The sequence below is a fragment of the Acinetobacter sp. Tr-809 genome (assembly GCF_011753255.1).
In the GTDB taxonomy this organism is placed as follows: domain Bacteria; phylum Pseudomonadota; class Gammaproteobacteria; order Pseudomonadales; family Moraxellaceae; genus Acinetobacter.
In genome coordinates this window covers 584,739-599,191 of record NZ_VWVZ01000001.1, presented here as the reverse complement: position 1 = coordinate 599,191, position 14,453 = coordinate 584,739, and the positions used below count along the sequence as shown (strand labels likewise).

The 14,453-nt window shown below is 42.0% G+C and carries 11 protein-coding genes; 5 read left to right on the top strand and 6 right to left on the bottom strand.

Annotated elements, in window-relative coordinates; genetic code table 11:
- Window positions 1-158 precede the first annotated feature (158 nt).
- Window positions 159-1,331 carry an MFS transporter gene (locus F3J02_RS03020; protein ID WP_216076262.1) on the top strand — a complete coding sequence of 391 codons (1,173 nt, stop codon included), beginning with the start codon at window positions 159-161 and terminating at the stop codon, window positions 1,329-1,331.
- Between the two features lies 1 nt (window position 1,332).
- On the opposite strand, the gene F3J02_RS03015 is transcribed toward F3J02_RS03020, so the two are convergent.
- Window positions 1,333-2,823, bottom strand: coding sequence for an amidase (locus F3J02_RS03015; protein ID WP_167247531.1), 1,491 nt, complete (start codon window positions 2,821-2,823; stop codon window positions 1,333-1,335).
- 204 nt (window positions 2,824-3,027) lie between these two features.
- On the opposite strand from F3J02_RS03015, the gene F3J02_RS03010 reads away from it, so the two are divergent.
- A complete protein-coding gene (locus F3J02_RS03010; protein WP_167247529.1) occupies window positions 3,028-3,507 on the top strand; it encodes a hypothetical protein in 480 nt (159 codons plus the stop codon).
- A gap of 52 nt (window positions 3,508-3,559) precedes the next feature.
- On the opposite strand, the gene accC is transcribed toward F3J02_RS03010, so the two are convergent.
- The 5 genes from accC to F3J02_RS02985 form a co-directional block, all read right to left on the bottom strand.
- Window positions 3,560-4,924 (bottom strand): acetyl-CoA carboxylase biotin carboxylase subunit, encoded by a 1,365-nt coding sequence (gene accC, locus F3J02_RS03005; RefSeq protein WP_167247527.1) that lies wholly within the window; start codon window positions 4,922-4,924, stop codon window positions 3,560-3,562.
- Between the two features lie 17 nt (window positions 4,925-4,941).
- Window positions 4,942-5,361 carry an acetyl-CoA carboxylase biotin carboxyl carrier protein gene (gene accB, locus F3J02_RS03000; protein WP_167247525.1) on the bottom strand — a complete coding sequence of 140 codons (420 nt, stop codon included), beginning with the start codon at window positions 5,359-5,361 and terminating at the stop codon, window positions 4,942-4,944.
- 26 nt (window positions 5,362-5,387) lie between these two features.
- Window positions 5,388-5,837, bottom strand: a complete 450-nt coding sequence (gene aroQ, locus F3J02_RS02995) for a type II 3-dehydroquinate dehydratase (protein WP_167247523.1) — start codon at window positions 5,835-5,837, stop codon at window positions 5,388-5,390.
- 724 nt (window positions 5,838-6,561) lie between these two features.
- Window positions 6,562-7,596 carry an ABC transporter substrate-binding protein gene (locus F3J02_RS02990; protein ID WP_167247521.1) on the bottom strand — a complete coding sequence of 345 codons (1,035 nt, stop codon included), beginning with the start codon at window positions 7,594-7,596 and terminating at the stop codon, window positions 6,562-6,564.
- A complete protein-coding gene (locus tag F3J02_RS02985) occupies window positions 7,597-8,187 on the bottom strand; it encodes an ANTAR domain-containing response regulator (RefSeq protein ID WP_004807526.1) in 591 nt (196 codons plus the stop codon).
- Between the two features lie 532 nt (window positions 8,188-8,719).
- On the opposite strand from F3J02_RS02985, the gene F3J02_RS02980 reads away from it, so the two are divergent.
- The 3 genes from F3J02_RS02980 to nirD are packed head-to-tail and all read left to right on the top strand — an operon-like array spanning window position 8,720 to window position 14,278.
- Complete coding sequence (locus F3J02_RS02980) at window positions 8,720-10,072, top strand: MFS transporter (RefSeq protein WP_416224635.1); 1,353 nt, start codon at window positions 8,720-8,722, stop codon at window positions 10,070-10,072.
- A 28-nt stretch (window positions 10,073-10,100) separates the two neighbouring features.
- A complete protein-coding gene (gene nirB, locus F3J02_RS02975; RefSeq protein WP_167247517.1) occupies window positions 10,101-12,647 on the top strand; it encodes a nitrite reductase large subunit NirB in 2,547 nt (848 codons plus the stop codon).
- 11 nt (window positions 12,648-12,658) lie between these two features.
- Window positions 12,659-14,278 carry a nitrite reductase small subunit NirD gene (gene nirD / locus F3J02_RS02970; protein WP_167247515.1) on the top strand — a complete coding sequence of 540 codons (1,620 nt, stop codon included), beginning with the start codon at window positions 12,659-12,661 and terminating at the stop codon, window positions 14,276-14,278.
- The last annotated feature ends 175 nt before the right edge of the window (window positions 14,279-14,453 follow it).

Here is a 14,453-nt window from a genome sequence, read left to right as displayed (position 1 = left end):
ATTTTAAAAGGGCTGAAAATTCAGCCCTTTTTTTGTGGATAGGTGTTTTTATTATTTATGATGATACTAGGCGAATTGTTGGATGAAATAAGCTAAAATTCTTTTAGGTCAATCAATTCTCTATTGTTGTTATCTCACACCTGTAAAAGGCATTTGAATTGCTTCAATCATTAAGTATCCAAACACGATTGGGTGGTTTCTACTTCTTCTACTATGCCATAGTCGGTACATTCATGCCGTATTGGAACCTGTATCTACAAGATCAGGGGTTCAATTACCAAGAGATCGGCATTCTTTCTTCAATTGCCATTATCACGCGTTTTTTTGCACCATTAATTTGGGGCTGGATTGCCGATAAATCAGGTAAACGAATGCTTTTGGTTCGAATTGCGACATGGATGGAAGCCTGTATCTGGTTTGCCATCTTCGTAATCCCGAATAGCTTCCAATCAGTGGCTTTACTGATGTTGATTTTTAGCTTCTTTCAAAATGCTATCCTAGCGCAGTTTGAAGGCGTGACCTTATTCTGGTTGGGCGAAAAGCGTGCGGAACTCTATGGCAAAGTGCGTAAATGGGGATCTGTTGGTTTTATTGTTGGTGTATTTGTAATTGGGGCTTTGTTGGAGGTTATTCCAATTTCAATGCTGCCTATTTTACTGCTCTCTGTTTCATTTCTTGCTTTTCTCTGGTCATTTAGTATTAAAGAACCAAAACATGCACCAAGTTCACAGAAAACGCTTGAACCGCTGCTGCCGATTTTAAAACGACCCATCGTCGCGGCATTTTTCAGCATTGAATTTATTTTGCTATTTTCTCTGGCACCATTTTATAGTTTTTATAGTAACTTCCTCAAAGAGATTGGTTTTAGCACCACACAAATTGGCAGTTTATGGGCGATGGGGGTGATTGCTGAAATTGTGATGTTTGCTGTGGCACAAAAGCTGTTCTTTACTCGCTTTTCATGGCGGACACTGGTGGTGATTTGCTTAGTGTTGACCAGTTTACGTTGGTTCTTGGTTGGTATCTTAGAAACCAATTATATTGGACAGTTGCTTGCTCAATGCTTACATGCTTTTAGCTTTGGCCTATTCCATCTGATTGCCATGAAAGTGATTTTCCAAAACTTTACACCAGAGCAGCAAGGTCGAGGACAGGCTTTGTATAGCACCATGTGGGGCTTAGGGGTGGCATCTGGAAGTTTATTGGCAGGGCATTATTGGCAGATCTTTTCAGGTGCAACAATTTTCTTCTGCGCCAGTGTGGTGGTCTTGTTTGGTTTATTACTGGTGCTATGGCTGCCAAATCAAGTGGAAACAGCAGCCAAGGCTTAAGTTAAATTTGGATATGCTTATATTGTTGTAGCCACGGTTGTGTTTGTTCCAATTGAGCGGCCAGTTGCAATAATCGATCCTCACGTCCAAAAGGTGCAATAAATTGACTACCCAGTGGCATGCCGTGTTTATTCCAATACAATGGTACAGACATGGCAGGTAGGCCCGTTACATTGGCGAGCTGGGTAAATGGCACCCAGCTTAAATTGTCCTGTACCATTTTTTCAACCAGTTTGCCTTGAGCCAGATAATGCGCTTTTCCAACTTTTAACAAGCCTTTTAAAATTGGTTTCTGCCAGGCAGGTGTAGCGACTTCACCATTTTTTGGCGCGACTGAGGCCGTGGTTGGGGTAAGGTATAAGTCATATTTTTCAAAGAAAATATTCATTTGGGTGCTGTACAGTCCCCAATTATTGAGCGTGTGAATATATTCTGTCGCTGTCGTTTTCGCACCAAAGGCGGCCAAAGCAATCGAATCCAGTTCAAAATCATGATCTGTTGCGCCCGCCATTTGCTTGATTTGTGCCTGCATATAGGAGAACTGGCTAAACCAAGTGGTGACAAAATCTTTTGCCAGCGCTAAGCCATCTATTTTTGGGCGATCTTCAACCACAATATGTCCCAATGACTCCAAAAGTTTAGCGGTTTGTTGTACCGCTTGGATCGCGTCTTTAGAAATCTTGGTACCAATTGGCGATTGGGTATTAAAGGCGATTCTGAGTTTTTTGGGTGCTTGCTGAATAACATCCAAATAATTCTGTGCAGGGGCTTCAATACGAAATAATGAAGTTTGTTCAGGACCTTGTACTGCATCGAGCATAGCTGCACTATCCCGAACGGTTTTGCTGAGTACATGCTGCATGGCGGCGCCGTGCATAGCTTCGCTAAATTGTGGCCCCCATGGCGTACGTCCACGACTCGGTTTGAGTCCGAATAAACCGCAATAAGAAGCAGGGATGCGAATTGATCCACCGCCATCACCAGCACCTGCAATAGGGACTAATCCGCCTGCAACTGCCGAAGCAGCACCACCAGAAGACCCACCGCTGTTATGCTTTAAATTCCAAGGATTACGACAGGTCCCCCAAGCATCAGGCTCAGTAATCCCTTTAATGCCAAATTCAGGTGTGTTGGTTCGTCCAAAAGTGACAATACCAGTTTGTTCCCAGCGATTGACAATTTCAGCATTAAAATCTGGCGTGTAATTGATTTTCTTTAATGCTTGGCTACCATAAGAGGTAGGCACGCCTTGATATTCTTGAAATAAATCTTTGACGAGAAATGGAACACCTGCAAATGGACCTGATAGTGTTTGTTGAGCACGTTGTTTCGCTTGCTCATACATTGGAATAATGATGGCATTTAGCTTGGGATTAACCTGATTGCTCCGTTCTAATGCAATTTCAAGTAGCTCTGAAGGCTGAACCTCTTTGTTTTGGACTAACTTGGCTAACCCCAAACCATCGTACTGTACATATTCTGAAAATTTCATGGCTTTTATCCCTAAAGCAAAAATCTTTATAAAGTAAATAATTAAGCACAAATTGCAAAATAGCATACCTGAAAAAATGCCAGAACAAGCAATTAAATTACATGGTAAAAATATTGTGTTTATATGGTTATGAATGCATGTTTTTATCAAAAAATATGCTAATTTAAGCCTATGACCGTTTTAGATGACGACTTAATTAAATCTATGAAAAATATTTATATTATTGGATTATTATGGGCTTGCTCAACATGGACTATGGCAGAGACGGTCGTAAATGACAAAGCAAAGGTAACACCGCAACAAATAGCAAAAGCGAATGCAATTCGTGTGACCACAAGGCCTGAAATTATGGGGCTATGGGGAATGGAAATTCCCAATAATAAAAAATGTGTGGAGTATTATAATTTCCGTGGCTCTAGTGATGTGGTGATTAAAAGCGGGCAAGAGTGGTCGTATGGTTTATATGACTACCAACCTTCCGAAGATCATAAAGAGCGTTTACCAGCGCTGATTTTACAAATCAAATATGATAACAATGAAGCGGATTGTTCTGGCCAAAAGCAAGATCAAACGGGTGAAGTTTCTCAATATTTTGTGAAATGGGCGAATGATTCGACTATCGATTTTTGTGCCAGTGAGAAAGGTGATAAGTGTTTTGCGACCTTACGTCGTGTTTTACCTTGATATAAGATTGAGTTAGACATAAAAAAGCCTCTTGAGTAAGAGGCTTTTTTATTTAGGCTTTTTCAGCTTGTGGTTCAAGCTGTTTCAATAAATGTTTTTCCAGATAATGAATATCCATTGCTTGTCCACAGAACTTTTTATCCTGCAAAATGAGATCTTTATGCAAAGGAATATTGGTTTTAACACCAGTTAAAATCATTTCATCTAAAGCTTGGCGCATGCGCGCTAACGATGTTTCACGGTCTTTACCATGAGAAATCAATTTTGCAATCATTGAGTCATAGTAAGGCGGGATGTTATAGCCCTGATAGATGTGTGAATCCAAACGGATACCTGCACCACCTGGGGCATAGAAACTTTCAATTTTACCTGGAGATGGCAAGAAAGTAGTTGGATCTTCTGCATTGATACGGCATTCAATCGCATGGCCTTTAACTTCAATTTGCTCTTGTTCAAGCTCAAGACCTAAACCAGCCGCAATACGAAGTTGCTGTTCAATGATATCAACTCCAGTCACCATTTCAGTGACAGGATGCTCAACTTGCACACGCGTATTCATTTCAATGAAGAAGAATTCACCGTCTTCAAATAAGAATTCAAATGTCCCTGCACCACGATACTGCATTAACTTACATGCATTGACACATGCTTCTAGAATATCTGCACGTGCTTGTTCAGGTAGGTTTGGGGCAGGTGCTTCTTCTAATACCTTTTGATGACGACGTTGTAAAGAACAGTCACGATCATAGAGGTGAATTGCATGACCATTACCATCACCGAGCACCTGTACTTCAACATGGCGAGGCTTCTGTAAGAAACGTTCCATATAAACGGTATCGTCACCGAACCACATTTCAGCATCGCGTTGAGCTGCTTGAACAGATTCAAGTAGGGTGTCGACGCGTTCTACAATACGCATACCACGACCGCCACCACCAGAAGCAGCTTTGACAATCAATGGAAAGCCAATTTCTTTTGCTTCAGCAAGCGCGTTATTAATCGTTACGGCATGGTCACAGCCAGGTACTGTTGGTACACCTGATTTTTTCATGGCAATAATCGCTGATACTTTATTCCCCATAAGGCGAATATGTTCAGGGCGAGGGCCAATAAAAATAAAGCCAGAACTTTCTACGATTTCAGCAAATTCCGCATTCTCGGACAAGAAACCATAACCAGGATGGATTGCATCCGCACCTGTGATTTCTGCAGCAGTAATAATTGCAGGAATATTTAAATAGCTTTCACTACTTGCACCCGGTCCGATACACACTGCTTCATCAACGAAGCGTAAGTGCATTAAGTCTTTATCAGCATCTGAATAGATACCAACTGTTTTAATGCCAAGAGTTTTACAAGCCCGAGTAATTCGTAAAGCGATTTCGCCACGGTTTGCAATCAATACTTTTTGCAACATAGGAATCCCCAAACTGATTAAGCACGGTAGCGGAAAAGTGGTTGACCGAATTGGATCACTTCACCATTTTTCACTAGAATTTCTTCAATAACACCGCTCTTAGTTGCTTCAATCGGGTTCATGATTTTCATTGCTTCAATGATCCCTAGTGTTTCACCCGCAGAAACTGTTTGACCTACATTTACAAATGGTGCTTCACCAGGGCTTGGCGCTGCATAGAACACACCAACCATTGGTGATGATTCAACTGCACCACGTGGTGTTTTTGCTGCTGGTGCTGGAGCAGTAGCTGTTGGAGCAGCTGCTACAGCCGTTGCTGCATAAACAGGAGTAGGACGAGTTAATGAGATGGATTGGTCGCCTTCCTTAACTTCAATCGCTTGTAAGTCAGATTCAATCATCAAATCGATGAGTTTCTTGATTTTACGGATATCCATGAGTGAGCATTCCTAATGTGTTTAAATTAGTTAGAAGATTGAATTTTTTCGATAGCGTAATCGAGTGCGAAGGAATAACCCTTTGCACCTAAGCCACAAATTACGCCAATGGCTTTATCTGATAAATATGAGTGATGACGGAATGATTCACGAGTGTGAACATTTGACAAATGAACCTCAATAAATGGGATGGCAACACCCAATAAGGCATCGCGTAAAGCAACTGAAGTATGGGTCAAGGCAGCAGGGTTGATAATGATGAATTTCACACCCTCGTTTTGTGCTTGATGGATACGATCGACAATCGCACCTTCCCAGTTGCTCTGAAAAGAATCTAGTGTAAGAGATGCTTGTTTAGCTTGAGCAGTGAGTTGCTGGTTAATATCATCCAAAGTGAGATAACCATATACCTCTGGTTCGCGTTTTCCTAGCAAGTTCAAATTCGGTCCATGAATTACCAAAATGGTTGAGCTCATTCAGCCTGCTCCAATTCTAAATTTGCAAAAGTTTTTTGCAAGATGTCTGCAAAGTTTGCTTATTATGGCACAAAATTCTGCAATTTTTTTATAATTTGTTTTAATCGATGAAGAAATTTGCATACCAAGCATGGTGCATATAATGAAAACTTTGCAAGGAATTGGCAATGTTAAAATATGACAAAATTTAGCGTAATTTTATTTTTAAACATTCTAAACTGAATTACCCCATTTCGTTCATGGGATTTGTGTAACTCTACAGTCAATCTGCTTAGATTTTCGTATTTTAGAGTGACTTAAATCCTTAGAAAAGAACTAACGAATGTATATTTATATGAGATCTAACAGGATGTTAGTTTAATTCTAACATATTGTTTTTATGCGGTTAAATTATTATTTATGAAGATGTTAAACTCTCGGTTGCTAAAATATGAATATTGAATGTGTTGTGATGAAGCTTACTTATTTAGTGACATTGCGAAGCACTTGGTTATTACGATGCAAGATGATTATAGATTGAACATTGCTATTGCTTATTCAGTTGGCAGAAATGATAAAAAAGCGCATTCTAGATGGCAGTTAATGACATAAAAATGTCCGAAAAAGATATCTCTGCTTTCAATATGATAGTGACTACTTAAGGGGTTACTTTTGATTGGCGTAATCCCTTTTGGGTCTTTCAAAAGCTGTCTTGATATTTAAAGACAGCTTTTTTTTATCCTTTTTATAGTTTATTCGCAGCAGCTTTATGCACTTCAAGTAATAGGCAATGCTGTGCTTGAATCAGATAGGTGTCTTGTTCGAATTCTACAGTATTCCATTTATGCATTTGTTGAAATAGCCATTCAAAGTCTTGGGCTTTCGGTTCAGCACTGTTCTGTACAAAATTACGAATGATATTCTGGATGGTGTAGTACTTTTCAACATGAACATCTGGTGAACAATGGAATTGAATCACATCAAATTCAATCAGAAGTTGCCATACAGGCGCAAAGTTTTCGAGTTGACGTAATTCTTGTTGCGCTTTGAGAATGGCACTGGTTAAGGCAATCAAGCTGTGGGGATGTTGTTGCGCCCATTCCTGTGTAACGGCTAAGACTTTGTCGGCAACATTCGGGATAATGTGCTGACTTGAACAGACAATTTGGCTTAGGCCTTGTAACTCGGCTTGAGTATTCCAAGGTTCTCCGACACAAAACCCATCTATGAGATGGTTACTAATCGCTTCAACCATATAAGGTGGCGGTAGCGTTTTCATTTGAATAGTTTGCGCCAGTCTAGGGTCAGCCAAAGCGAGCCATTCTCTTAAGCAATAGTGATGAATTGAATGTTGAAACACATGCGCCAAAGAGACGTTTTGATGTTGGTGGATATAACCTGTCAGCTTCTGTGCTGAACTTTCTGCGCTGTCTTGTTTCTGAATATTCAGCGCATAACAGAGCTTTTGGCTTAAGCTAATAAAGGCTCGATTTTCACTCAGCACGAGCGGGGTTTGTAGTGGAATGCCAATTTGATCTGTGCCGACCGCTGCTGCTGGGAGCATCGCAGATAGGCAATGTGCTGCATCGAGTAAGCCAAAAGCTAAACGATCACGTAAACTGGCCCAAGAAGCTTCCTTGACTAAATTGACATTTAAACCGACTTCTTCAAAAAAACCACGCTGTTTTGCCCAGAGTAATGCAACACAATCAAGTAAAGGAATATAGCCAAGTTGTAATTCGGTTTTCTCTACTTTTGCTAATTCGACTAAATGGCTCATCTATTCATCCTTTAGCTGATTATTTAAAAGTTGTTGGGCATCGAGTAGGCGCCGTGCCATTTCTCCAATGGTCATGCGATGGCTCATGGCATTTTTTCTGAGTAATTGAAACGCGGTATCTTCGGTTAAGCCATGTAGTTGCATCAGCAACACTTTGGCTTTTTCGACGTCTTTACGATCTGCAAGTTTAGTCTTGGCATCTTTTAGGTCACATTCGAGTTTTTTATGCTTTTTATACTGCTCAATCGAAATATCTAAAATAGTGTGCAGGCGGCTTGGGTCTATACCATCCACGATATAGGCGGTAATCCCTGCATCAATCGCTTGTTTAATCATATCTTTATCGGTGTTCTTGGTAAAAAGTACCGTAGGTAGATCAAAGTTGCTGACACAACTTTCAATCACATCGCGATGTGGATGATCCATATCAAGCAGAATCACATCGGCTTGAAGATGTTCGAGTTTAAAAATATTGAGATGATCGAGGGTAAAACAAGCCACTACATCAAAGTCATGTTCAATTAAACAGGTTTTTATGTATTCAGCCCGAGCCTGGTCGTCATCAATAAGTGCGATCTTGAGTTTCGGCATAAGTATATAGGTCAAACGGTGGGGTTATGCACAGATATAAAGTGCTGTGCGTATTGTTTTTGAAGCAAAATTAGTGCCAGTGAAGCTATTTTGATTTCTTATTCGGTGCAATCGCTCCATAGGGCGTATTGTTTATGCGCTTTATTGTATCGCTGTGACCAAGTAGAAGAAATGAAAAATTTGAATTATATATTCTAGAGTGAAAAATGCACTTTTTGGGTGCGTAAAAAGAGTTGTTTTGAAGCAGTGCGAATTATGCTTTAAAACAGGTCGTTGTACTGAACTTGCTCTCTTCAATCGAATTGGTATTCATTAAAAACAAAGGATAATTTAATAAAATAAATATAAAACAATGACTAATGTTTTATTGGTGTGGTTGTGTTGGGAACTTGGCACAGCATTTGCTAACTATTCCTTGAGTCAAAGATGACTTGCAAAATTGTAAGACGGCCAACGATGTCCGATCTGATCGGTTTGTTGATACAGCGTGATGTGTCAACAACACAAGATACGTTCAGTATGGGAGATGGCAATGTCTTTAGATTTATCGGCGAAAAAAGCCACATCAATTAAGTTATTCAACTTTTCCGCACCAGCGATGCGGGCATTCCACATGAGCTGGCTTGCTTTCTTCGTTTGCTTCTTTGCTTGGTTTGCTTGTGCACCGTTAATGCCAGTGATCGCAGGCGAGTTCCATCTCACCAAAGATCAGATCGCCAATATCAATATTGCTGCAGTGGCAGTCACCATTTTGGTCCGATTAATCGTTGGTCCATTGTGCGACAAATACGGTCCACGTAAAACTTATACTGCATTGTTATTGCTGGGCAGCATTCCTGTATTTGGTGTTGCTGCTGCAAATAGTTATGAATCCTTCTTATTCTTCCGCTTATTGATTGGTGCAATTGGCGCCAGCTTTGTGATTACGCAATACCATACCAGCATTATGTTTGCGCCAAATGTTGTAGGCACCGCAAATGCCGCTTCAGCGGGTTGGGGGAATGCAGGTGGTGGTGCGACACAAGCCTTGATGCCTTTACTGTTGTCTGCCTTGGTGATGTTCGGTGTTGAACAAGCTATGGGGTGGAGAATTGCATTGCTTGTTCCTGGTGTGATGATGCTGATTGTTGGTGTGCTTTACTGGAAGTTGACTCAAGACTGCCCACAAGGTGATTTCAAAGAACTTCGTGCACAAGGCATCGTGGTTGGAAGTGATAAAAAGGGTGGCTTGGCAATCTTAATGCATGCAGCACGCAACTATCGTGTCTGGATTCTATTCTGCTCTTATGCGGCATGTTTCGGCATTGAAATCTTCATGCACAACATCATCGCGATGTACTACGTTGAGCACTTTAATTTTGGTTTAAAAGAAGCAGGACTGGCAGCTGGTGTTTTTGGTTTGCTGGCACTGTTTGCTCGTGCGCTTGGCGGTATTGTTTCAGACAAAGTCGCACTGAAAAAAGGTTTGGATGGTCGCACTAAAATCTTGTTTCTGCTGATCTTGGGTGAAGGTCTATTCCTGATGTTATTCGCGCATATGAACAGCGCGGTATTCGCAATCCTTAGTATGACCATCTTCGCACTGTTTACCCATATGGCATGTGGTGCGACTTATGCCTTGGTTCCTTTTATTGACCGTGAAGCGCTTGGTGGTGTGGCTGGCATTATTGGTGCAGGCGGCAATGTCGGTGCAGTCGCAGCAGGATTCTTGCTGAAAGGAATGGTCGATTTTCAAACTTGTTTAATGGTTTTAGGCGGCTTGGTGGTGATTGCTGCAAGCTCGGTGATGCTGATCCGATTCTCGGTAGAGCATAAACAAAAAGAACAACAGCTGTTTGAACAAGCCATGTTGGAACGTCGCTCAGAACAAAGCAGCGCAGCTTAATCAAAGATTCGATTTTAGGAGAAACACAATGAAATTAGTGATGATTGGTCACGGTATGGTGGGGCATAAATTCATCGAAGCCATCTTAGAGAAAGCTGATGATGAATTGGAAATTACCATTCTTGCAGAAGAACCACGTATTGCCTATGACCGCGTACATTTGACTGAGTACTTCTCTGGTAAAACAGCAAAAGACTTATCACTGGCTCGTTTTGATTTTGCAGACGCGCATGGTATAGATTTAAGACTCAACACCAAAGCGGTGGAGATTAATGCAGCTGAGCAAACGGTAACTACCAATTTTGGTGATGTCATTCATTATGACAAATTGGTCTTAGCAACAGGATCTTATGCTTTTGTTCCACCGATTTCAGGTAATGATCGTGAAAACTGTTTTGTCTATCGTACCATTGAAGATTTAGATGCCATTCGTGCTGCAAGCTTAAATGCCAAAACAGGTGTGGTGATTGGTGGTGGCCTATTGGGGCTGGAAGCTGCCAAAGCATTACGTGATTTAAACTTGGAAACCCATGTGGTGGAATTTGCTCCACGTTTGATGGCGGTACAGATTGATGATCTTGGTGGCAAGGTATTGCGCCGTAAAATTGAAAATCTTGGGGTAAAAGTCCATACCCAAAAAGCTACGCAATGTATTGAAGCCGGTGATAGCACAACGCACATTATGAAGTTTGCGGATGGTAGCGAGCTGGAAACAGATATCATTTTATTCTCTGCGGGGATTCGTCCACGTGATGAATTAGCACGTGTGAGTGGTTTAGCGTTGGGTGAGCGTGGCGGGATTAAAATCAATGATTATTGCCAAACCTCAGATGAGCATATCTATGCAATTGGTGAATGTGCGCTGTGGGACAATAAAATCTATGGTCTGGTCGCACCGGGCTATGACATGGCACGGATCGCTGCAAAACATATCTTAACTGAAGAAACGCATTGTTTTGCCGGTGCAGATATGAGCACCAAGTTGAAGTTGATGGGGGTTGATGTGGCATCTGTTGGTGATGCGCATGGCATGACACCAAACTCACTTAGCTATTTTTATGCTGATGAAGATAGCTTGGTTTATAAAAAGATCGTGGTCGATGCAGACAAAACCAAATTGCTTGGCGCTGTACTCGTGGGTGATGCCAAAGAATATAACGACCTACTACAAATGATGCTGAATGGGCTGGCACTACCAGAAACGCCTGAAAGCTTGATCATGCCGGGTTTTGCCGATTCAGGTGCGAAGGCAGGTGGGAGCGGTGTTGATTTATTGCCTGATAGCGCAACCATTTGTTCGTGTAATAACGTGTCCAAAGCCGATATTTGCCAAGCGATTTGTGATGGTTCAACTTCTTTGGGGGCTTTGAAGAAATGTACCAAAGCAGCGACAGCTTGTGGTGGTTGTGCACCATTAGTCACGCAAGTGTTGAAGTCTGAACTGCAACGCCAAGGCGTAACGGTGAATAACCATGTCTGTGAACACTTCCCATACTCACGCCAAGAGATTTATCACCTGGTTCGTGTCAATCAAATCAAAACTTTTGATGATTTGATTCATCAACACGGTCACGGTTTAGGCTGTGATATTTGTAAACCAATGGCAGCCAATATTTTGGCATCGTGTTGGAATGATTTCGTGCTTGAACCAAGCCATGCGGGTCTACAAGACAGTAACGATTACTACTTGGGCAACATTCAAAAAGATGGTTCTTACTCGGTTGTGCCGCGTATGGCAGGTGGTGAAGTCACACCAGATGGCTTAATTGCTGTTGGTCAAATTGCCAAAAAATATAACCTATATACCAAAATTACCGGTGGGCAACGTGTCGATTTATTTGGTGCGCAAATTCATCAGTTACCATTTATTTGGGAAGAACTCAACGCAGCAGGTTTTGAATCAGGTCATGCTTACGGTAAGTCATTACGTACCGTGAAATCATGTGTCGGTAGTACATGGTGCCGTTATGGCGTGGATGATTCTGTTGGTTTAGCGATTGAACTTGAGAATCGCTATAAAGGCTTACGTTCGCCACATAAATTGAAAATGGCAGTGTCGGGCTGTACCCGCGAATGTGCCGAAGCCCAAGGTAAAGATGTTGGGGTGATTGCAACTGAAAAAGGCTGGAACCTATATGTCTGTGGGAATGGTGGTATGAAACCACGCCATGCAGAATTATTGGCTTCTGACCTTGATACCGAAACACTGGTTCGTTATATCGACCGTTTCTTTATGTTCTATATCCAAACGGCAGATCGTTTACAACGTACCAGCGTATGGCGTGACAATATGGAAGGTGGTTTGGATTATCTCAAATCAGTCATTGTCGATGATTCCTTAGGACTGGCTGAAGAGCTTGAAAGCCGTATGAGTCATGTGATTGGTACTTATCAAGATGAATGGCGTACTGCGGTTGAAGACCCTGAGATTCGTAAGCGTTTCCAAACCTATATCAATGCCAGTGCAGAACAGCAAGCTGATCCGCATATTCAATTTACCCAAGTGCGTGATCAGATTCGCCCTTTGAATGACGCTGAACGTTCAGTCGATCGTATCCCAATGGTTGAAGCATAAGGAGAACTCAAATGACCAGTTTAAAGAACATCGATATGCTGCCAGAAAATCAATGGGTGGAAGTCTGCGCGCTGGATGACATCACACCAAATACGGGTGTGGGCGCACTGATCGAAGGTCAATCGGTTGCACTGTTTCGTGTCGGTCACGAAAAGCGCATTTATGCACTCAGCAATAAAGATCCGTTCAGCCAAGCCAATGTGATGTGTCGCGGCATCATTGGCGATTTACAAGGTGAGCGCGTGATTGCATCGCCGATTTATAAACAACATTTTAGTTTAGCGACGGGTCGTTGTTTGGAAGATAAAGATCAAAAGCTCTTGGTTTTTCCAACCAAAATTGAAAATGGTCGTGTTTGGGTCGGGTCTGTTCCGCAAAAAACCTATATTACCAACAATGGCGCTGCTCAAGAAAAGCTGAAACTGGTGCTGATTGGCAATGGGTTGGCGGGCATGCGTTGCCTAGAGGACCTACTGGATATGGCACCAGATCGCTATGACGTCACCGTGATTGGTGAGGAACCGTGGGGTAATTACAACCGTATTATGTTGTCGCCAGTACTTTCAGGTGAAAAAACCATTGATGACATCATGTTGCATCCACATGCATGGTATAGCGACAAAGGCATTCAATTTATTGCCGATGACCCTGCAATCAAGATTGATCGTACCCACAAAGTGGTACATACCGAGAAAGGTGAAAGCGTTGATTATGACCGTTTGATCATTGCCACAGGCTCATCACCATTTATTCCACCTGTACAAGGTGTGGATCTAAAAGGCGTGATTAGCTTCCGTGATATTTATGATGTCAACACCATGATCAAATATTGCGAAAGCAAGAAGAATGCGGTGGTGATTGGTGGCGGTTTATTGGGTCTGGAAGCGGCGTATGGCTTGAAACAACGTGGCATGAATGTGACGGTTCTACACCTGATGGATCGAATTATGGAACGTCAGTTGGATGGGCGTGCCAGCCGTATGTTGCGCCATAGTATTGAGCAAAAAGGGATCAATATCATTACCGAAGCCAATACCGAAGTATTGATTGGCGAAGACGGGCATGTCAGTCAAGTCCGCCTTAAAGATGGAACGGTCTTAGATGCAGATTTAGTGATTTTTGCTGTTGGGATTCGCCCGAATATTGCATTAGCTCAAAGTGCAGGACTACGTTGCAATCGAGGCATCTTGGTCAATGACACCATGCAAACCTTTGATCCAAGTATCTATGCGGTAGGTGAATGCATCGAACATCGTAATCAAACCTTTGGCTTGGTTGAGCCGTTATGGGGACAAGCTTTTATCTGTGCAACGCATTTGGCTGAGCATGGCAGCTTAATTTTTAAATCGCCAACCGTGCCAACACAGTTAAAAGTCAGCGGTGTGGATGTATTCTCTGCTGGTAACTTTGAACCGAAAGAAGATTATGAAGACATCATCCTCAATGATGATAAGCGTCAAATTTATAAACGTATCATTATCCAAAAAGACAAAGTGATTGGTGCGGTTCTGTTTGGCGATACCGAAGATGGGATGTGGTATGCCGAGTTGATTGCAGATCAAACACCTGTTTCTACCTTTAGAAACAAGCTGTTATTTGGTAAGGATTTTGCAATGAAAAAGGCAGGGTGATGAATCTCCCCCTAACCCCCTCTTTATGAAAGCGGGGGAATGCCACGAATTTAAGCAATGACGATGGTTCGTGGCTTCCTTCTCTAAATGAAAGAGGGACTGTTTTTCAATTATATTTAAGATATGAATTCGCGGTACTCCTCCCTTGATAAAGGGAGGCTTGGTGGGATTCAAA

Bases quoted from the DNA above. Each gene is read 5' to 3' on its own strand.
- F3J02_RS03015 (WP_167247531.1), bottom strand. From the start codon at position 2,823: ATGAAATTTTCAGAATATGTACAGTACGATGGTTTGGGGTTAGCCAAG.
- F3J02_RS03010 (WP_167247529.1), top strand. From the start codon at position 3,028: ATGAAAAATATTTATATTATTGGATTATTATGGGCTTGCTCAACATGG.
- accC (WP_167247527.1), bottom strand. From the start codon at position 4,924: ATGTTGCAAAAAGTATTGATTGCAAACCGTGGCGAAATCGCTTTACGA.
- accB (WP_167247525.1), bottom strand. From the start codon at position 5,361: ATGGATATCCGTAAAATCAAGAAACTCATCGATTTGATGATTGAATCT.
- aroQ (WP_167247523.1), bottom strand. From the start codon at position 5,837: ATGAGCTCAACCATTTTGGTAATTCATGGACCGAATTTGAACTTGCTA.
- F3J02_RS02990 (WP_167247521.1), bottom strand. From the start codon at position 7,596: ATGAGCCATTTAGTCGAATTAGCAAAAGTAGAGAAAACCGAATTACAA.
- F3J02_RS02985 (WP_004807526.1), bottom strand. From the start codon at position 8,187: ATGCCGAAACTCAAGATCGCACTTATTGATGACGACCAGGCTCGGGCT.
- F3J02_RS02980 (WP_416224635.1), top strand. From the start codon at position 8,720: ATGTCTTTAGATTTATCGGCGAAAAAAGCCACATCAATTAAGTTATTC.
- nirB (WP_167247517.1), top strand. From the start codon at position 10,101: ATGAAATTAGTGATGATTGGTCACGGTATGGTGGGGCATAAATTCATC.
- nirD (WP_167247515.1), top strand. From the start codon at position 12,659: ATGACCAGTTTAAAGAACATCGATATGCTGCCAGAAAATCAATGGGTG.